Source organism: Arthrobacter sp. zg-Y844 (assembly GCF_024385465.1).
In the GTDB taxonomy this organism is placed as follows: Bacteria; Actinomycetota; Actinomycetes; order Actinomycetales; family Micrococcaceae; genus Arthrobacter_B.
This window is the reverse complement of sequence record NZ_JANFLS010000001.1, coordinates 1,287,690-1,305,809: the sequence shown is the minus strand read 5'-3', so window position 1 is coordinate 1,305,809 and position 18,120 is coordinate 1,287,690. Positions and strand designations below refer to the sequence as shown.

Here is an 18,120-nt window from a genome sequence, read left to right as displayed (position 1 = left end):
AGATGATGCGGACCATCCAGGGAATCGGAGTCAGTGCCGGACGCGTCCTCGGCCCCTCGCGCCGGATGCCGCCTCCGGTGCCCGAGCCTGACGCCGAGGCGAAACCCGCCCCGGGCAGCACGGTGGACGGGGAGAAAAGCCGCCTCAAGGATGCCGCTGAAGCAGTCCGGGGGGACCTTAAGCACCGGGCGGAAACTGCCTCGGGCGACGCGAAAGCCGTATTGGATGCCACCGCCATGATGGCTTCCGATCCCATGCTGCTCAAAGCGGCGGGCAAACACATCAACGCAGGCATGGCTACGGACCGGGCCATCTGGGAAGCGGGCATGGAGGTAGCCGCCATGCTCCAGAGCCTCGGCGGCTACATGGCTGAACGGACCCAGGACGTGCTGGATGTCCGCGCCCGGATTGTCGCCGAACTCAACGGACTGCCGGCACCCGGGATTCCGGCTTCCGATGTTCCCTTTATCCTCACGGCCGTGGAGCTGGCACCGGCAGACACCGCAACGCTGGACCCGGCAATGGTGATCGGCCTGGTCACCAGCGAGGGCGGCCCGCAGTCCCACACGGCAATCCTCGCCCGCTCCCTGGGCCTGCCCGCCGTGGTCGGAGCCCCCGGCGCGGACGAAGTTCCTGATGGAGCCGAGATCTATCTCGACGGCGCGGCCGGCACCGTGGTGGTGGAACCCGGGGCAGAGGAACGGGAGGCCGCGCACAAATACGCTGCACGCTCCGCACTTCCGGCGTTCAACGGCACGGGCTCAACCTCGGACGGGTACCTGGTGCCGTTGTTGGCCAACGTGGGGTCGGGGAAGGACGCCCGGGCCGCGGCAGAGGCAGGTGCCGAAGGAATCGGGCTGCTCCGCACGGAGTTCTGTTTCCTCGGCAGGGATACCGAACCCACCATCGAGGAACAGGTTGCCGCCTACGGTGCGGTGTTCGAAGCGTTCCCCGGCCGGAAGGTAGTGATCCGGACCCTCGACGCCGGCGCGGACAAGCCGCTCCCGTTCCTGACGGACGCAACGGAGCCCAACCCGGCGCTGGGGGTACGCGGATTCCGGACCGACCAGGCCACACCCGGTGTCCTTGCCCGCCAGCTCGAGGCTATTGCCGCTGCCGCCGGGGCCTCCACGGCGGATGTCTGGGTCATGGCACCGATGGTCTCCACCGCAGAGGAGGCCGCCGACTTCGCGGTGATGTGCGCCGGAGCCGGTCTCGGCATGCCCGGGGTGATGGTGGAGGTGCCGTCGGCGGCCATCATGTCCGAAGCCATCCTTTCGCGGGTGAGGTTTGCCAGCCTGGGCACCAATGACCTGACGCAGTACACCATGGCCTCGGACCGGCAGCTGGGTTCGCTGGCGTCGCTGAACGACCCGTGGCAGCCAGCTGTCCTGCAGTTGATTTCCGCCACCGTGGCCGGTGCGGCAAGGGCCACGGCACTGGACCCGGCTGCCGGCGCCAGGACCGTGGGTGTTTGTGGTGAGGCAGCCGCCGACCCCGCACTCGCCGTCGTCCTGGCCGGTATGGGGGTGAACACGCTGTCGATGACCCCCCGGGCGTTGTCCACCGTGGGGGCGGTCCTGGCTTCCGTGACCCATGACCAGGCGAAAGAGTTGTCCGCGAGGGCCCTGGCGGCACACTCCGCGGCCGAAGCGCGGACCATCGTCCGCAGCCGGCTGCCCATCCTCGAACAGCTCGGCCTGTAGGCGGGCAAGGCGGAACAAAAGCCAGCAGCTAAACCACGGAAGGAACGAAAAATGGCAGAACGCAAAGCCACAGTGGCCAGCAGGGTGGGACTCCATGCCCGGCCGGCATCGATCTTCGCGGAAGCGGCAGCGGCCCAGCCCGTCGACGTGACCATAGCGATGGAAGGGGAACCCGCCGAAGAGGCAATGGATGCCTCGAGCATGCTCTCCCTGATGAGCCTGGGTGCATCGCACGGAGATGTGGTGGTGCTCCGCTCGGACGGCGCGGGTGCGGAAACGGCCCTGGAGGAACTGGCCAAGATTCTCGAGACGGATCTGGATGCGACCTAGGCAGCCCGGGCAAGAGGCGGGGCGCCGATCCGTTCCATGATTGTCCCGCCTTTTGCCTTCAGCACCGGTTACTTCCGGAAATGACGAAGCCAGCGGCAGTGCCGCTGGCTTCGTTGCAACTTCACGCTGACCCCCCACAGGCAGCGGACGTTACATATTCATTATTCTGGCATACAAACATGAAATCGTGAACAACTTTACCTAATTGTCATCTTGTGTAGTAAGGAGTCAGCAGGCTTTGCTTTTCCTTCTTTTTTGAGGCGATACCGAAGAGGGCCACGGCAGCGAGCCCCGCCGTGAGAACAATGACCGAGGAATGCGGAAGGATATAGTCCCAAACACCGGTCTGCTGTCCGGTTACCCACAGCACCGACCAGATCAGGATCTCGGCAAGGGCAAACCCTATCAACGCCGATCCGACCCGCAGCAGGGCCGGCCGCCTCGCGGTCGCAGCAACCCGGAAAGCGGGGATGATCAGGCAGGCGGCTATATAGGCGGGATAGATCCGCCCGAGCACTGAGTAGGCCCAGACATGCTCCTGGTGCATATAGCCGTTGAGGCCCGGCGAAGAGACAGGCATTTCACACATGCTGAACAACACGGTGGTGGCGATGACGGTAGCAGCCAGCACTACGAGTCCGGGTAGCCCAAGAATGATTCGCCGCACCTGGGGGGCCCGGAAGGCTGCAGCGGCACTTCCGCCAATGAACGCTACAACTCCGTAGGTCGCATAACGGAGAATCAGGTTCGCATGGTTTGCTCCGCCCAGCAAAGCATCCACGGGAAGGTATATCGACGGAATGCTCAGCGCAACTCCGATGGTGGTAGCTGCGAGCCCCCAAAAGAGCATTGGATTGCGCCCCCGGATAGCCAGCGGCAGCCGAACCAGGGTAAAGACAGCCACAACGGCCAGCGCGCCAAACTGAATGGCGGAGGCTATATTCATCCCAGGTTCTCCAAGAGCGTTAGATCATTTTCCACATCGTGTTCAAACTTCCTTAGTTGCTTTCCCGCCCCGTCCAAGCGGTCCCGGGCCAGAAACAGGAGTTCGGAATCGGTGAGCGCAGCCAGAGCTTCCTGCTGGCCCTTCTGCGGCCAGCCGGCCTCCTCCGGCGTAACCAGCCCGGTGGCCACCAGGCCGCCCGGCAGCGAAGCGCCCGCAATCCGCGCAGCTTCCACGGCCAGCTCAGGTGCCAGCCGGGCCGCGGAAAGCTGGGCCGAAATATTCTGGGGTGCAACGCCGGTCCGGGCGCTAAGCTGCTGGCGCAGGTCCCCCGGGTCTACTGCCTCGAACCAGGAACGGATCGCGTTCCGGTGCGGATGCTTGGCAAGGTCGGGGCATTCCGGGGGTCCACTCTGGGTGGCCCTGGCCAGGATCATTTGCAGGATGCAGATGTAGGAAACCTGGCTGATGAGTTCCGCGGGGTTGGGCCGCCACGGCCCGCCGAGCAGATCGGAGTACTCCTCGAAGTCAGAAAGGGCCTCTACCGGATTTTTCCCGTACGCCCGGGCTACCCGGACCACGGTAATCTCCGCTACTTTGCCCCGGACAACCTGCTGGGCCAGGGTGGAGCGCTTGATCCCCGTCCGGCGGCAAACGTCCGCATTGGATTCACCCGGAGCCACTGCGGTGCGCCAATTTTGGAAAGCCTTGGCAGACACCGCCATTTTGGCCCCCCTCGATTGGATTTACCCGAACAAATGGAATTATACTGTTGGAACTGGCTTCCCCTTCTGCGTTCCCCCCATATGCAGAGCGGGAAGCCAGCTTCAATTAACGCGCGGCCTGCCGCTCCGGCTATTCCTGCGGCCAGGACACATGGTGGCTGTATTCCGGATGCTTGCCAAGGTACGCGGCCATATAGGAGCAGTACGGCTTGACCCGTCGCCCGCCGCTCACAATGTCCTCCACGGCGTAGCGGGCCAGACGTGATGAGTAGCCCTGATGCCGGAAATCCGGCTCCATTTCCGTGTGGGTCAAAGCGACGCCGTCCGGCTCCACCTGATAATCGGCCATGCCCACGAGGGTGCCGTCCAGCCGCAGTTCGTACCGATTCAGCGCTTCATTGCGCGTGACGCTGATGTCTTTGCTAGTCATGGCCCGAGACTGCCACGCATTCCCACCGCGGTCCAGTCCCCGCCGTCAGGCCGCCCGCCCGCCGTCAACGGTCGCTTCCGCGCGTCGCAGCGAGTCTTCCAGCACGGTGACGGCTTCGGCGTAGGCAGCAGCCTCCGCCGCGGTTCCCGCTTCGGGGCGGAGCTGCTCGGCAACCTTCAGCGCCCGGATAAAGGTCCGTGTTTCCGGGGTGCGCAGGTCCAGCAACTGCGGGTTTTCCGCCGCGAGCCAGGGGTCCAGTTCATAGGCACTCCAGCGGGCCAGGACGTCCCGGTGCCGGGCGGCAGCGGCATTTACAACTGCCTCCAGCTGTTGGCGTTCGCGGTTCCGGCGACGACGGCGGTCCCGCCGCCCCACCCAAAGCGCCGCTGCGATACTGCCCGCCACCACAACGGCTCCGACGGCGGCCGATGCGGCCGACGTGGCAGCCAACACCCAGGCAGCGGTCAGGAGCACTCCCAGGAACGCGGAGAACCCGACCCAGAAGAGGTTTTCCCCGTCCCGGGTACCAAGCGCACGGTCCACACCGGCAGACCCGGCCACCAGCACTGCCGCCAGCAGCAGCAGCGGCAGAACCGTTGAAGGATCCGTACCGGGCATATCCACCCTCCTGCGTATTGTCGTTTGCCTCCATTGCACCGAACCCGGCGGCAAAGGTCAATGCCGGCCCCGGCCGCCCGGCAAAACAGGCCCCGTGGGGCCACACCAAGTATGCTGACGGTTGGATTCGTTCCAACCAACCCATGAAACCCGCCGGAAAAGCACCCTGTAGTGCGTTGTAAGGAAAGCAATGAAGATTCCCGCCCCGAGAGGGCCCGTCAGCGCCACCTTGATTGACCTCCTCCAGAACCGCGGCGGAACAGGTCATGCCAACGCCTACGGTTCCTTGAACCTGCTGGTGGACGAAGCACTGGCTGCCACTGCGGACCTGTTCCGTGACGAAGACCTCCAGCTGGCCCTGTTCTGCCTGTACGAGCTGCATTACAGCGGACTGGACGGAGTTGAAGACGCGGCAGAGTGGGATCCCGAGCTGATCCGCGTGCGGGCACGGCTGGAGGCCGCCTTCGAGGATGTGCTGCGCCGTACGGTGCCCGTCCCCGAGCTGCCCGCACCGGAAAGCGAAGCCGTCGCGGAGACCCTCTTCCGCCTGGCAGCCGAAGACGACAGCCCCAGCGTCTCCCGGTTTATTGCCAGCAAGGCCAGCGTGGAACAGCTTCGCGAGTTCCTGATCCTGCGCTCGATCTACCAACTGAAGGAAGCGGATCCGCACAGCTGGGCCATCCCGCGCCTGCCGGTGGGCCGCGCAAAGGCGGCGTTGGTCGAAATCCAGGCCGATGAGTACGGCGGCGGGCGGGTGGAGCGGATGCACTCGAAGCTGTTCGGCACCACCATGGAAGGCCTGGACCTGGATTCCGGCTACGGGTACTACATTGACCAGGTTCCCGCCCTGACCCTGGCATCCTCCAACGCCATGTCGCTTTTCGGACTGAACCGCCGGCTGCGCGGCGCCATTGCCGGGCACCTGGCGGCGTTCGAGATGACGTCCTCGATCCCCAACTCGTTCTACGCCCGCGGGTTCCGCCGGCACGGGTTCAGCGACGATGTCACCTACTACTTCGACGAGCATGTGGAAGCGGATGCAGTGCACGAACAGATTGCCGCACGGGACCTGGCCGGAGGCTTGGCCGAGGCTGAACCCGATCTGCTCGCCGACGTCATTTTCGGCGCCGCAACTGTCCTGGCCATCGATGCGATGCTCGGCGAAGACCAGCTGAATGCCTGGCAGGCGGGCGAATCCGCGCTGCTGCTTCCCCTGGTGAACGACGGCGGCAAGGCAGCGCTGGCCGCAACCGCAGCGGCCGACGGAGTAACCCCGTGACGGCTCCGGCGGCCGGCCCCGTAGATGAGAAGGACGCCGAACACGCGGACGTCCAGGCGGAGCAGGACGGCGCCGACGCGTGGAAGACACGGGAAGGAGCCGCTCCCGCTTCGATCGTGGCCTGCCCCAACGGTCCCCTGCTGGTCCGCGGCGACTTTGAAATTGTCACGCCTGACGGGGTTCCGGTACCCCGTGACCGGGAAACCGTTGCCCTGTGCCGGTGCGGCGGTTCGGCCATCAAGCCGTACTGCGACGGCACCCACAAGCTGATGAAGTTCGATACCGCCCGCCGTCGTCCGGTTCCGGCACCGGCGCGCAAAGCGGCGGAAGAGGCGTAACCCGGCGGTGCCGGATACAGAAATGGCTTGCCTTCAATGAAGGCAAGCCATTTCTGTTCGGTGCGCCCAGCAGGGCTCGAACCTGCGACCCACGACTTAAAAGGACGTTGCTCTACCAACTGAGCTATAGGCGCTCCACCGGCCCCGGCTTTTGACAGCGCGCGGACCGACTGTCCCACTTTATCGCACACCACACAGATCGTGGAAAACCCCGGTCTGGAGCACGGCAGGGTACCCCGGGGACCGCCTCGATTTCCGCGTAAGTGCCGGAGTATTCTTCCAGTATGAGTGAGTCCAATTCAACGCCGCGCCATCACAAGCCAAAGCCTCTTGCACCTGTGGACTTCGCCAATTTCCCCGGCGGTGCCGATCCGGCACGCGTTTCGGAGGCGGCCCATCTTGCCGCCCAGGCGCTGGTCCACCACGGCCGCGAGAGCACCGATCCGGAAGTCACCCGCCGGCTCGTGGAACTGACCGACCAGCAGGGGGTGGAAGCGGTGGCCGAGATGTGGGCTGAAAGCCCCGCCCGGTCCCTGCCCGGCGCCCTCTGGCGCCTGTATGCCCTCCGTGCGTCCATCCAGCGGAACCCGGAACGGATCGCCGCCTACTACGCCGCAGGCAAAGACGTTGCCCAGGTATCCAAGGTAGTCGCCGGAGTAGCCGAGCCCCTCGGAGCGGACGAAATGCGGGCCATGGCGGACACCATTCTTTCCGGTGCCTTCGAGGGTGACTTCGACGTCGCGCTGGAGCGTTTCGCCGCGTTCTGCCGCGTGGTGGCCCTCGGCCAGGCCAACCATGCCGATGCCTCGGAGGCCTCCAACGGGGACCGGGCCACCCTGCTGACCCGCAACGCGCGCCAACTGGTGCACACGGCCGAGGACCTGGAGCACTCGGCAGCCGCCTGGCGGCGCGGAGAGCTCGACTAGCCGTGCCGCGGCGGGCACAGTGTCAAGCCCCACAGTGTCAAGCCCCACAGTGGCGCTCCGCACAGTGCCGCCCCGGCCTGCAGGGCCGTGTTGACATCACCGGCCGAGCGTAGAAAACTGAAATCGGTGTCGGACTGCGGAACCCCCGGGCTTCAACTCTGAGCCGCTTCGAGCGGCCTTCCGCCGAGAGGCGCTCCCGGTCCGGCACCGTTACTTTTCCCCAGCTGGTTCCCAGCGGGAGTCTTTCGCGGGCGTCCCCGTAATTCCAGACCCGCCATCGGATATTCTTGGGGCTGTGAGCACCCTTACTTCCCCGGCCGACGTTCGTCCAACGTGAAGCTTCAACTCTTCCCCCAAGAGAATGCCGGGCTTGAGCTGCTTTCCCGGATGGCGTCCCAACTGCTGCGCGGCACCAGCGTGCTGGCGGAGATCCTCGGAGCAGAACCGGAGGAATTCGACCGGCTGACCGAGCAGCTGCATCAGATCGATGCCGAAACCACCGATCTGCACTTTGCACTGATGACGCAGATGCGGACCAGCTTCATCAACCCGCTCCCCCGTGAAGACCTCTACGAGCTTTCCCTGCTCCTGATGTCCGCCATGGAGTGCCTGGACGCCTCAGCGGAAACCATTTCCCTCTACAAGCTCACAGGAGTGTCCCGCCGGGCGTCCGAGCAGCTGGAAGTCATCGGCCGCCAGGCTGAGCTGACCGCCGCCGCCATGCGGCGGCTGGCTTCGCTGGAGGACCTGGAAGAATACTGGATCGAAATGCTCCGGCTGGCCCGGCGGGCCGAGCGGTCCCGGCGGATCTGGGTGGCGGAACTGATGCGCGAGTACAAGCCAATGGCCTATGCCCGGCACCGGGACCTTGCCGACCAGCTTTCGGGAACCTCGGCGCAGCTGCGCCTGGCGGCCACGTTCGTGGGCGGCGTCCTCGTCCGGGAATCCTAGGGTGGCCACCCTCCTCCTGGCCGGCGTCGTCCTGCTCGCCGGAGCCTATGCCTTCCTCAACGGCTTCCATGACGCCTCCAACTCGGTGGCCACCTCCGTCCGCACCCGGGCACTGACCCCCACCGTGGCCATTCTGCTGGCCGCCGGCTTCAATCTCCTGGGTGCGTTGGTGAGCACCGCATTGGCCGTTGCCCTGACCGTCCGGTTTGTGGATCTCCCGGCCGGACCAGAGGGCCTCGGCATCCTGATTGCCGGGCTGCTGGCGGCGTGCGGATGGGGGGTGTGGACCTGGTGGCGGCGGATGCCGTCGTCATCCACGTCCGCCCTGGTGGGCGGGCTGGTGGGTTCCGGCGCGGCCTCAACCCTAGTGGGCGGGCACAACATAGCCGAGTCCTACCGGCTGATCTGGGAGCAGATAGCCCTGCCGCTGCTGCTGTCCCCCCTGATCGCCTTTGCACTGGCCTACCTGCTGGTTTTTCCGGCCACGTGGCTGATGCGTTACAGCTCTCCGCGCCGCGGAGACGCCGGAAACCGGATAGCGCAGTCCGTCTTCACCTCGGCTTTCTCCCTGGGGCACGGAATCCAGGACGGGCAACGGACCATGGCCGTGGTGGTGCTTGCGCTGCTGGCCGCGGGGCAGACAATTGAAACCGACATTCCCCTCTGGGTGCAGCTCTTTGCGGCGCTGGCCCTGACCGCCGGCACGCTCTTCGGCGGCTGGCGGATCACGCACACACTGGGGTACCGGCTGGTCCGGATGGACCCGCTGCGGGGCATGAGCGCCCAGGCGGTCAGCTCCGCGATGCTGTTCCTGGGTGCGCTCTGGCTGCACATTCCGCTCTCCAGCACCCAGACCATGACGTCCGCCATCGTCGGCGCCGGCACCAACCAGCGCTTTTCCACCGTCCGCTTCATCCCGCTGCGGGAAATCCTCGTCACCTGGCTGGTCACGGCGCCCATAACCGCGCTGCTCGGCGGGATCCTGCTGCTGGCCCTCAGCCCGCTCCTCTAGCCGCCGCTTATCCGAAACGTCCGGAGACGTAGTCTTCCGTGGCCTGCTCGGCGGGGTTGCTGAAGATGACGGGAGTGTCGGCGTATTCGATCAGCCGGCCGGGCTTGCCGGTGCCGGCGATGTTGAAGAACGCCGTCTTGTCCGACACCCGCGCCGCCTGCTGCATGTTGTGGGTAACGATGACCACGGTGTAGTCGCTCTTGAGTTCCTCGATGAGGTCCTCGATGGCCAGCGTCGAGATGGGGTCCAGGGCGGAGCAGGGCTCGTCCATCAGGATCACCTCCGGCGACACCGCTATGGCGCGGGCTATGCACAGGCGCTGCTGCTGGCCGCCGGAGAGCCCGGAGCCCGGCTTGTCCAGGCGGTCACGGACCTCTTTCCAGAGGTTGGCGCCGGTCAGGGACTTTTCCACCAGGTCATCGGCGTCGGACTTCGAGATGCGCTTGTTGTTCAGTTTCACGCCTGCCAGCACATTGTCCCGGATGGACATGGTGGGGAACGGGTTGGGCCGCTGGAACACCATGCCCACGTGGCTGCGGACGGTCACCGGATCAACGCCGGGGCCGTAGAGGTTCTCCCCGTCCAGCAGCACTTCACCTTCGACACGTGCGCCGGGGAGTACCTCGTGCATCCGGTTCAGGGTGCGCAGGAAGGTGGATTTGCCGCAGCCCGAGGGGCCGATGAAGGCGGTCACGGAGCGGGGTTCAATGTTGATGTTGACGTCCTGGACGGCAAGGAAATTGCCGTAGTAGACATTCAAGTCTTTGACGTCGATGCGCTTGGACATGGTTTCCTTCTCGGTAAATCGCTGTACAGGGCTAGCGGGAGGTCCGGGGGGCGAATATCCGGGCAATCAGGCGGGCGCCCAGGTTCAGCAGCATCACCATGATGATCAGGATCAGTGCTGCCGCCCAGGCCCGCTGGGTACTCGGATCTGTGTTGGTCGGGGAGGTGGGGCTCATCAGCTGCCGGTAGATAAAGGTGGGCAGCGTGCTCATCCAGCCCGCAAACGCGTTGAAGTTGATGGTGTTGACGAAGCCGGCGGTGACCAGCAGGGGTGCCGTTTCCCCGATCACGCGGGCGATCGCCAAGGTGACGCCGGAGGCAATGCCGGAAATCGCTGTGGGCACCACTACCTTCAGGATGGTCCGCCACTTACGCACGCCCAGGGCGTAGGAAGCCTCGCGTAGCTCGTTGGGCACGATCTTGAGCATTTCCTCGGTGGAGCGGACCACCACCGGGATCATCAGCACGGAGAGGGCGACGGCGGCAACGAATCCGGTGCGGGTGCCCGGCCCGAAGACGAGCCCGAAGAACGCGGCGGCAAACAGGCCGGCCACAATCGAGGGGATACCGGTCATCACATCCACAAAGAACGTGATGGCCCGCGAAAGTGTTCCGCCCCGGCTGTATTCCACCAGGTAGACGGCGGCGAGCAGGCCCACGGGCACCGAAATGACCGTGGCCCAGAAGGTGATCAGCAGGGTGCCGACAATGCCGTGGTACGCGCCGCCCAGGACCGCTGTCCCGTTGTCCGTCGTGGCGTTGTCCACGGCGCCGGTCATGCCGCCCATGGAAGTGAGCAGGAAATCCGGGCTGAGGCCGGGCAGCCCGCGGACCAGGACGGTGAAGATCACCGATACCAGGGGCAGCAGCGCCAGCAGGAAGGCACCGCAGACCAGGTTCGTGGCGAGGCGGTCCACTGCATGCCGCCTGCCCTCCACGACCCAGGTGGCAACCGTGCCGCCGATGACGAAAAGCACGGCGGTGAAGATTGCGAAGGACGTGACGGAGAAGCCGATGAGGGCGGACAGTGCCGCCCCCAGGATCAAGGCAGCGGCCAGCACGACCCAAGGCGTATAGCGGGGCAGCCTGTTCTTGGTCAGCAGGGACCCGGGACGGCTGAGGGCGGAGGTTGTATCGAGCATCAGTTGGCTCCAGAGAATTCTTTGTGGCGGCTGATGATCCAGCGGGCAATGATGTTGACCGCCAGCGTGATCAGGAACAGCACGAGTCCTGCAGCGATCAGTTCCGAGAGCCGGAGCCCGAATGCTTCAGGGAAGTTCAGGGCGATCTCGGCGGCGATGGTCTGGTTGCCGGGCCGGATCAGGCTGGCGATCAGGCCGCCGGAGGAGAGCACCAGGGCCACGGCCATGGTTTCGCCCAGCGCACGTCCCAGCCCCAGCATGACGGCACTGACGACACCGGGACGGGCGAAGGGGAAAACGGCCATCCGGATCATTTCCCAGCGCGTGGCGCCCATGGCCAGGGCCGCTTCCTCGTGCAGCTTGGGCGTCTGCAGGAAGATCTCCCGGGTAAGGGAGGTAATGATCGGCAGCACCATCACGGAAAGCACAATTCCGGCCGTGAGCATGGTTTTGCCGGTCTGGCTGGCGGGACCGGCGAATATCGGAATCCATCCGGCGTTTTCGGCCAGCCAGTTGTACGGACCCACGAGTGCCGGGGCCAGCACTGTCATGCCCCAGGCACCGTAGACCACCGACGGGATGGCCGCGAGCAGGTCCACCAGGTAGCCCAGTCCCTGCGCGAGCCGCCGCGGGGCGTAGTGGGAGATGAACAGGGCGACGCCGATTCCCACCGGAGTGGCGATCAGCAGGGCGATTAGGGCGGCAATCACCGTTCCGATGACCAGTGGCAGGATGTACTGTCCGAACCCGCCGCCGCCGGAGATGTCCGCCGGATCGGCCATGAACGTGGGCAGCGCCTGCCACATCAGGAAAACGGCCACGCAGAACAGGACGAACAGGATCAGGCACCCGGCTGTCACCGTAATGCCGGAGAAAACCTTGTCTCCGGCACGGCCCGCGCCGCTTTCTCCCGTTATGGACTTGCTGGACACTACTCACCCTTCGAAATGCGTTGCGTGCAGACTCTTTTATCAGTGTAGGGACTCCGCCTCGGAGCGGCCCCTGCCCTCCCCGTGCTGAGACCCGGGGAGGGCAGGATGGTGGTCGGGCTAGGAACGCACCTGGATGGACTCCAATGCGGTTTCGGCCTTGCTCCGCAGGCTCTCGGAGAGCGGCGCACTGCCCGCGGCGTCGGACGCGGCAGCCTGGCCTTCGTCGCTGACCACGTAGTCGCCGAAAGCACGGACCAGGTCCACCGTCTGCTGGTCCTCATAGCTGGTGCAGAACACGTGGTAGCTCACCAGCACCACGGGGTAGGCACCCGATTCTGCCGTGTCGCGGTCCAGGTCCATGGCCATATCCGCTTCCGGACGACCCTCCCCTGTCACCGGGGTGGAGGATTCGACGGCGAGGGCGGCGGCGTCGGCGCTGAACGGCACATAGGCATCGCCCACCTTGACGCTGACCTTGCCCAGGGAGCCGGCTGCCGACGCGTCGGCATAGGTGATGCCACCCTCAGTGGAAGTCACCGTGGAAATAACGCCGCCGGTGCCGGAGGCGCTTTCCCCATTCGGCAGCCCGGCCGGCCATTCACCTGATGCCTTATCCGTCCACTTTTCGGGTGCTGCTTCGGCCAGGTATTCGGTGAAGTTCTTGGTGGTGCCCGATTCGTCGCCGCGGTGTACCGCCGTGATGGCGGTGTCCGGCAACTCAACTGCTTCGTTCTGCGCGGCGATGGCCGGGTCATTCCACGTGGTGACCTCGCCGCGGAAGATCGCTGCGATGGTGTCTGCGTCGAGGTTCAGGTCCGTTATGCCGGGAAGGTTGAAGGCCACGGCGATCGGCGAGATGTAGACCGGCACGTGGATGGCGCCGTCGGGTCCGCAGACTTCGGCGGCCGCGGCGGTTTCCTCATCATCAAGGTAGGCGTCGGACCCGGCGAACTGGACGCCGCCGGCCAGCAGCGCTTCCCGGCCGGCGCCCGAGCCGTCCGGTGAATACTGCACCGATGCTTCCGGATTGGCTGCACCGAAGCCGGCGATCCAGGCCTGCATGGCCGCATCCTGGGAGGAGGCACCGGCACCGGAAAGCGTGCCCGTGACGGAACTTTCCGAACTCCCCGCAGTCGGGGCCGCGGAGGGTGCAGCGCTGTCCGTGCCGCAGGCGGCCAGGCCGAGTGCGGCAACAAGTGAAACTGAAAGTACGGATGCAGCGCGGTTCAAAACCTTCACTATCGTGTCCCTTTCGAGGGGTTTCATTCGGCGCGGGTGCGCCGGGAAGCTGATTGCGGAAAAGCAGTCGAGCACGCGGAACCTCCAGCACGTTCCTGTTCAAGGGTGGCGAAGCAAGGTGAACGGAAAGTTAACGCCCGCCGGGCAGTCGAAGAACATCCGTTGCCGCCGAATGTAACGCCGGATACAGGTTGCCCTCAGCTCCCCCTAGACTGGTTTCATGCCCCAACGCAGCTCCTTCGCCAAAAGCCGGGGTTTCCTGCAGAACCGGGCCCGCGTAGGGCTGCAGCGCAGCCGCAATTCCGTGGTGCCGGCCCTCCAAATGACCATCTGCGCCGTCGGAGCGTACGCCTTTGCCGAGTACGTGCTCGGGCACGAGGGCCCGCTGTTCGCCGCGACGGCCGCCCTGATTTCCCTGGGCTTCTCCCGGGAACCGCGGACCCGCAGGGTGCTGGAGGTGGGAATCGGCTGCACGCTGGGCATCACCATTGGCGAAATCCTGCTCACCCTCCTGGGCAACGGTCTCGCCCAGGCCGCCGTCGTCCTTTTCCTCTCGGTGATGCTGGCCCGCTTTCTGGACCGCGGCGTTATCTTCACTACCCAGCTGGGGCTGCAGTCCCTGCTGGTGGTGCTCCTGCCCGCCCCGGACGGCGGTGTGTTCACCCGCAGCGTGGACGCCATAGTGGGCGGCGTTTTTGCCCTCGTGGTGACCATGCTGGCGCCGCGGGATCCGCGCCGGGAACCGAAGTCCAACATCCGCGAGCTCCTGCACGAACTGTCTGCCGTGCTGCGCCAGTGTTCCGAAGCCATCGCCAAGAGCGATTCCACCATTGCCTGGCATGCGCTGGTCCGGGCCCGCAACACCCAACCCCAGCTGGACACCCTGGCCCGCAGCGTCCGGGATGCACGGGAAGTCGCCCGGATTTCGCCCGCCTACCGGCGGTACCTGGCGGAACTGGGAGACCTGCGCGGCTCCATCGGCTATCTGGACCTGGCGGTCCGCAACAGCCGGGTTTTCGCCCGCCGGACGACGTCGGTCATTAACCATGCGTCGCTGGGTGACGAGGCCATCGAGAACGTGTCGGAGGTGCTGAACGAGACGGCCGATGCCGTGAATGTCCTGGCCCGCGCGCTGGGCGGCGGGGAAGGCCCGGACACCCGGCTCCGGCACCTTCGCCAGGCCCGCAACGAGCTGGCCGCGGTGGGGAGCCGCCTGCATCCGAAGTCGCTGGGCATCACGGATCTGCAGGGCGACGCGCTCATCATGCTTTTCCGCCCCCTCGTGGTGGACCTGCTGGAATCCACCGGGCTCACCCACGAAGAGGCGGTTACCTACCTCTCGGAGGTCTGAGCCGGCCGGAAGAAAGTGTCAGTGCCGCGGGATAGCCTGATTCCATGGCAACAAAGACTGCACGGCCCAAGACCGCCAACTTCCGCTGCTCGGAGTGCGGCTGGACGACGGCCAAATGGGTTGGACGCTGCGGCGAGTGCCAGGCCTGGGGAACGGTGGAGGAATCCGGCGAAGTCCTGGCCCGGACCACCGCCGCCACCGTGGTTGCCCGCCCGGCCCTGCGGATCGGCGAGGTAGACGCCACCACTGCCGCGTACCAGGCCACCGGGGTAGGTGAACTGGACCGCGTCCTGGGTGGAGGCCTGGTTCCCGGTGCGGTGATCCTGCTGGCCGGGGAGCCCGGTGTGGGTAAGTCCACCCTGCTCCTCGACGTCGCCGCCCGCGTCGCCGGCCTGGGCCGCGATGTCCTGTACGTCACCGGGGAGGAATCCACGGCGCAGGTGAAACTGCGGGCCGAGCGCATCGGCGCCGTGTCGGAGAACCTCTATCTCAGTGCGGAAACGGACCTCAGCCAGGCACTGGGCCAGGTGGAGCAGGTCTCCCCCGGGCTGCTCATTGTCGACTCCGTCCAGACCCTGAGCAGTAGCGCCGTGGACGGCAGCGCCGGCGGCGTCAGCCAGGTCCGCGAGGTGGCCGCGTCTTTGATCAATGCCGCGAAGACCCGGAACATGACCACCCTGCTGGTCGGCCACGTCACCAAGGACGGCTCCATCGCCGGCCCCCGGCTCCTGGAGCACCTGGTGGACGTTGTGTGCCAGTTCGACGGCGACAGGCATTCGAGGCTTCGGCTGCTGCGTGCGGTCAAGAACCGCTACGGACCTACGGACGAGGTGGGCTGCTTCGACCTGACCGAAGACGGCATCGAAGGGCTCGCCGACCCCAGCGGACTCTTCGTCTCGCGTACCAAGGACCCGGTCTCAGGCACCTGCATCACGGTCACGCTGGAGGGCAAGCGGCCGTTGGTCGCGGAGGTCCAGTCCCTGGTCGCCGAAACCGGAAATGCCCAGGCCCGCCGCGCCACCAGCGGCGTTGATGCCTCCCGCGTTGCCATGCTCCTGGCGGTTCTGCAGCAGCGCGCCTCCATGAGCCTGGCCAAGGATGACAGTTACGTCTCCACCGTAGGCGGCGTGAAGCTTGGCGAGCCCGCCACGGACCTGGCAGTGGCGCTGGCGGTGGCGTCGGCGAAAATGAACAAACCGCTGCCGGCCCAGCTCATAGCCTTCGGCGAGGTCGGACTGGCCGGGGAGGTGCGTCCGGTGCCCGGTATCGCACGGCGGATCAACGAGGCCGAACGGCTCGGTTTCACGCACGCCGTCGTTCCGGCTTCCCCGAACGGACCGGGAAACGTCCCCTCCGGCTTCAAGGTCCGGGAGGTCTCCACGTTGGCCGAGGCCCTGGAGCTGCTCTTCTAGCACTGCCGTTTCCGAAGATCCCGGGGAGCCGCCGGTGAGCGGTATCACCGCAGCTGTCTCCAGCGGCCTGCAGGCGGGCCCGGTCCGGGACGTGCCGTGGTTCACGAGTTGGATGGTCTACCCGGATCTCCCACTAGTATAGGGACGGGCAAGCCTCAGCCCAGATCATCCAGGCCCCCGGGCCGGAAGGAAGTGACCATGGCCCGCAGTCCCGAAGACGCGCTTAAAGCAACCCTGGCGCGGGTCGCACCCGGGACCGAGCTCCGCGACGGACTCGAGCGCATCCTGCGGGGCCGCACCGGCGCCCTGATCGTCCTCGGCTTTGACCGCGCGGTGGACAGCATCTGCTCCGGCGGGTTTGATATCGGCATCGACTTCTCCCCCACCAGGCTGCGGGAGCTGGCCAAAATGGACGGCGCGATCGTCTGCGACCGCGACGCCGGGAACATCCTGCGCGCGGCGGTGCAGCTGGTCCCCGACCACACCATCGAAACGCATGAATCCGGCACCCGGCACCGGACCGCCGAACGCGTGGCCATCCAGACCGGCTTCCCCGTGATTTCGGTCAGCCAGTCCATGCGGATCATCCAGCTCTACGTCGGCGGACTCCGCCACGTCCTCGAAGGATCCGAGCCGGTCCTGGCGCGTGCCAACCAGGCACTGGCAACCCTCGAGCGCTACCGCGCCCGGCTGGACCAGGTCACCAATTCCCTGTCCGCCTTGGAAATCGAGGCAATGGTGACGGTCCGCGACGTAGCGGTCACGCTGCAGCGCCAGGAAATGGTCCGCCGCATTTCCGAGGAAATCTCGCAGTACGTCCTCGAACTCGGGGTCGACGGCCGCCTGCTGTCCCTCCAGTTGGAGGAACTGACCACCGGCCTCGGCCCGGGCAGCGAAATGATCCTGCGCGACTACGCGGACCTGAATGACGGAAAGCGCAACATCGAGGAACAGATCTCCACGCTGCAGAACATGAGCTCGTCCGAAATGGTGGACCTGGGCAAGATCGCCTCGGTGGTCGGTTTCCAGCCGGGCCAGGATTCGCTCGAAGCCGTAGTGCAGCCGCGCGGCTACCGGCTCCTGAGCAATATCAAGTCGGTTCCCCCCGCGGTATCCAACCGGTTGGTGGACCACTTCGGCGGCCTGCAGAACCTGATGGCCGCCAACATCGATGACCTGATGACCGTCGACGGCATCGGCGAGCAGCGCGCCCGCACCGTCCGGGAAGGCCTCTCCCGGATCGCGGAGACCAGCCTCCTCGACCGGTTCATGTAGGCCTATTCCAGTTCGAAAACAGCCGTTTCGCTGGTGACTTCCCCGAGCCTGGCAGTGAACACGTAGTAGCCGGGGTTCGGGTTGGAAGCCACGGCAGCGCAGCCCGGAGCCGAGCGGTTCCGGTCCCAGGTGAAGTTGGCTGTCTCGGATGCGCCCGGTTCCACCGTCTTGAGGTAGTCCTCGCCGCCGTCCTGGCAGTCAGTGGAAGAAAAAATCCGGTCCGAGCCGCTGGCTACCGAAAACTCCATCTGCGACGTGCCCACGTTGATCTCGCAGGCGGATTTCCCCGTGTTCGTGACCGTCAGCGCCAGGATCGGTGTGGCACCGGCCGGGTAGACCTGGGCATCGGTGGCAGCAGTAACCAGCACGGACTCTGCGGGGCAGGCGGACTCCGACGGGGTCGCCGCGGGTTTCGGAGCCTTCGACGCTTTCGTCTCGGCCGCAGGCGTGGCGGCCGGCGCGGTAAGGACCGGAGAGGGGACGGTGGCGTCGGCTACGGGCTGTTTTTCCGGTGTCAAAGCGCCGATCACGCCGGCAACCGCGAACCCGAGTCCCACCAGGAGCAGCACCGCGAGGATGCCTGCAACCAGCCGCCGCCGGCGGTAGACGGCGGGGCTCGGACGGCGCGGACCGGGGCGTGGTCCGGCCGGCTGCTGTCTTCCCATCCCATCCATGGTTCAAGGCTAGGGATCAAGACAGCGATTACGAGGCGCACCACGCCGGTT

The 18,120-nt window shown here is 65.9% G+C and carries 19 protein-coding genes and 1 tRNA gene; 10 read left to right on the top strand and 10 right to left on the bottom strand.

Annotation, left to right across the window (positions count from 1 at the left end; all coding sequences use genetic code 11):
- Positions 1-5 precede the first annotated feature (5 nt).
- Both ptsP and NNX35_RS06250 read left to right on the top strand, forming a co-directional pair.
- Complete coding sequence (ptsP, locus tag NNX35_RS06255; protein ID WP_255765750.1) at positions 6-1,706, top strand: phosphoenolpyruvate--protein phosphotransferase; 1,701 nt, start codon at positions 6-8, stop codon at positions 1,704-1,706.
- Positions 1,707-1,757: 51 nt separating this feature from the next.
- Positions 1,758-2,036, top strand: coding sequence for an HPr family phosphocarrier protein (locus NNX35_RS06250; RefSeq protein WP_255765616.1), 279 nt, complete (start codon positions 1,758-1,760; stop codon positions 2,034-2,036).
- A gap of 208 nt (positions 2,037-2,244) precedes the next feature.
- On the opposite strand, the gene NNX35_RS06245 is transcribed toward NNX35_RS06250, so the two are convergent.
- From NNX35_RS06245 to NNX35_RS06230, 4 genes are all read right to left on the bottom strand, one after another.
- Entirely contained in the window at positions 2,245-2,982 is a 738-nt protein-coding gene (locus NNX35_RS06245; RefSeq protein WP_255765615.1) for a hypothetical protein, read from the bottom strand.
- Positions 2,979-3,704 carry a hypothetical protein gene (locus NNX35_RS06240; RefSeq protein WP_255765614.1) on the bottom strand — a complete coding sequence of 242 codons (726 nt, stop codon included), beginning with the start codon at positions 3,702-3,704 and terminating at the stop codon, positions 2,979-2,981. The genes NNX35_RS06245 and NNX35_RS06240 overlap by 4 nt, the downstream gene beginning before the upstream one ends.
- A gap of 130 nt (positions 3,705-3,834) precedes the next feature.
- Positions 3,835-4,134 (bottom strand): GNAT family N-acetyltransferase, encoded by a 300-nt coding sequence (locus tag NNX35_RS06235; RefSeq protein WP_255765613.1) that lies wholly within the window; start codon positions 4,132-4,134, stop codon positions 3,835-3,837.
- A gap of 45 nt (positions 4,135-4,179) precedes the next feature.
- Complete coding sequence (locus tag NNX35_RS06230) at positions 4,180-4,752, bottom strand: hypothetical protein (protein WP_255867248.1); 573 nt, start codon at positions 4,750-4,752, stop codon at positions 4,180-4,182.
- Positions 4,753-4,942: 190 nt separating this feature from the next.
- On the opposite strand from NNX35_RS06230, the gene NNX35_RS06225 reads away from it, so the two are divergent.
- Positions 4,943-6,031 (top strand): iron-containing redox enzyme family protein, encoded by a 1,089-nt coding sequence (locus NNX35_RS06225; RefSeq protein WP_255862166.1) that lies wholly within the window; start codon positions 4,943-4,945, stop codon positions 6,029-6,031.
- Positions 6,028-6,369, top strand: coding sequence for a CDGSH iron-sulfur domain-containing protein (locus tag NNX35_RS16165; RefSeq protein WP_370646966.1), 342 nt, complete (start codon positions 6,028-6,030; stop codon positions 6,367-6,369). The genes NNX35_RS06225 and NNX35_RS16165 overlap by 4 nt, the downstream gene beginning before the upstream one ends.
- Positions 6,370-6,430: 61 nt before the next feature.
- Here NNX35_RS16165 and NNX35_RS06215 read toward each other — a convergent pair.
- Positions 6,431-6,503: transfer RNA gene (locus tag NNX35_RS06215), tRNA-Lys, on the bottom strand.
- A 150-nt stretch (positions 6,504-6,653) separates the two neighbouring features.
- Here NNX35_RS06215 and NNX35_RS06210 point away from each other — a divergent pair.
- The 3 genes from NNX35_RS06210 (at position 6,654) to NNX35_RS06200 (ending at position 9,258) form a co-directional block, all read left to right on the top strand.
- The gene (locus tag NNX35_RS06210) at positions 6,654-7,295 is read left to right on the top strand and encodes a hypothetical protein (protein WP_255765610.1); all 642 of its coding nucleotides are present in this window, start codon (positions 6,654-6,656) and stop codon (positions 7,293-7,295) included.
- A gap of 333 nt (positions 7,296-7,628) precedes the next feature.
- Complete coding sequence (locus tag NNX35_RS06205; RefSeq protein ID WP_255765609.1) at positions 7,629-8,246, top strand: DUF47 domain-containing protein; 618 nt, start codon at positions 7,629-7,631, stop codon at positions 8,244-8,246.
- A gap of 1 nt (position 8,247) precedes the next feature.
- A complete protein-coding gene (locus NNX35_RS06200; protein WP_255867247.1) occupies positions 8,248-9,258 on the top strand; it encodes an inorganic phosphate transporter in 1,011 nt (336 codons plus the stop codon).
- Positions 9,259-9,265: 7 nt separating this feature from the next.
- Here the strand turns inward: NNX35_RS06200 and pstB are convergent, their stop codons facing one another.
- The 4 genes from pstB to pstS all read right to left on the bottom strand — a co-directional run bounded on the left by pstB (position 9,266) and on the right by pstS (position 13,384).
- Entirely contained in the window at positions 9,266-10,045 is a 780-nt protein-coding gene (gene pstB, locus NNX35_RS06195) for a phosphate ABC transporter ATP-binding protein PstB (protein ID WP_229951410.1), read from the bottom strand.
- 31 nt (positions 10,046-10,076) lie between these two features.
- Entirely contained in the window at positions 10,077-11,186 is a 1,110-nt protein-coding gene (gene pstA, locus NNX35_RS06190; RefSeq protein WP_255867246.1) for a phosphate ABC transporter permease PstA, read from the bottom strand.
- Complete coding sequence (gene pstC, locus NNX35_RS06185) at positions 11,186-12,118, bottom strand: phosphate ABC transporter permease subunit PstC (protein WP_255765606.1); 933 nt, start codon at positions 12,116-12,118, stop codon at positions 11,186-11,188. Before pstC ends, pstA begins: the two co-directional genes overlap by 1 nt.
- A gap of 117 nt (positions 12,119-12,235) precedes the next feature.
- A complete protein-coding gene (pstS, locus tag NNX35_RS06180) occupies positions 12,236-13,384 on the bottom strand; it encodes a phosphate ABC transporter substrate-binding protein PstS (protein WP_255867245.1) in 1,149 nt (382 codons plus the stop codon).
- Positions 13,385-13,577: 193 nt separating this feature from the next.
- Between pstS and NNX35_RS06175 the strand changes: the two genes are divergently transcribed.
- The 3 genes from NNX35_RS06175 to disA all read left to right on the top strand — a co-directional run bounded on the left by NNX35_RS06175 (position 13,578) and on the right by disA (position 17,395).
- On the top strand, positions 13,578-14,708 hold the full coding sequence (locus tag NNX35_RS06175) for an aromatic acid exporter family protein (RefSeq protein WP_255765604.1): 1,131 nt from the start codon (positions 13,578-13,580) through the stop codon (positions 14,706-14,708).
- Between the two features lie 44 nt (positions 14,709-14,752).
- Positions 14,753-16,120 carry a DNA repair protein RadA gene (gene radA, locus NNX35_RS06170; RefSeq protein ID WP_255765603.1) on the top strand — a complete coding sequence of 456 codons (1,368 nt, stop codon included), beginning with the start codon at positions 14,753-14,755 and terminating at the stop codon, positions 16,118-16,120.
- Between the two features lie 198 nt (positions 16,121-16,318).
- On the top strand, positions 16,319-17,395 hold the full coding sequence (disA, locus tag NNX35_RS06165; RefSeq protein ID WP_227920642.1) for a DNA integrity scanning diadenylate cyclase DisA: 1,077 nt from the start codon (positions 16,319-16,321) through the stop codon (positions 17,393-17,395).
- A 2-nt stretch (positions 17,396-17,397) separates the two neighbouring features.
- On the opposite strand, the gene NNX35_RS06160 is transcribed toward disA, so the two are convergent.
- On the bottom strand, positions 17,398-18,060 hold the full coding sequence (locus NNX35_RS06160; RefSeq protein WP_255862169.1) for a hypothetical protein: 663 nt from the start codon (positions 18,058-18,060) through the stop codon (positions 17,398-17,400).
- Between the last annotated feature and the right edge of the window lie 60 nt (positions 18,061-18,120).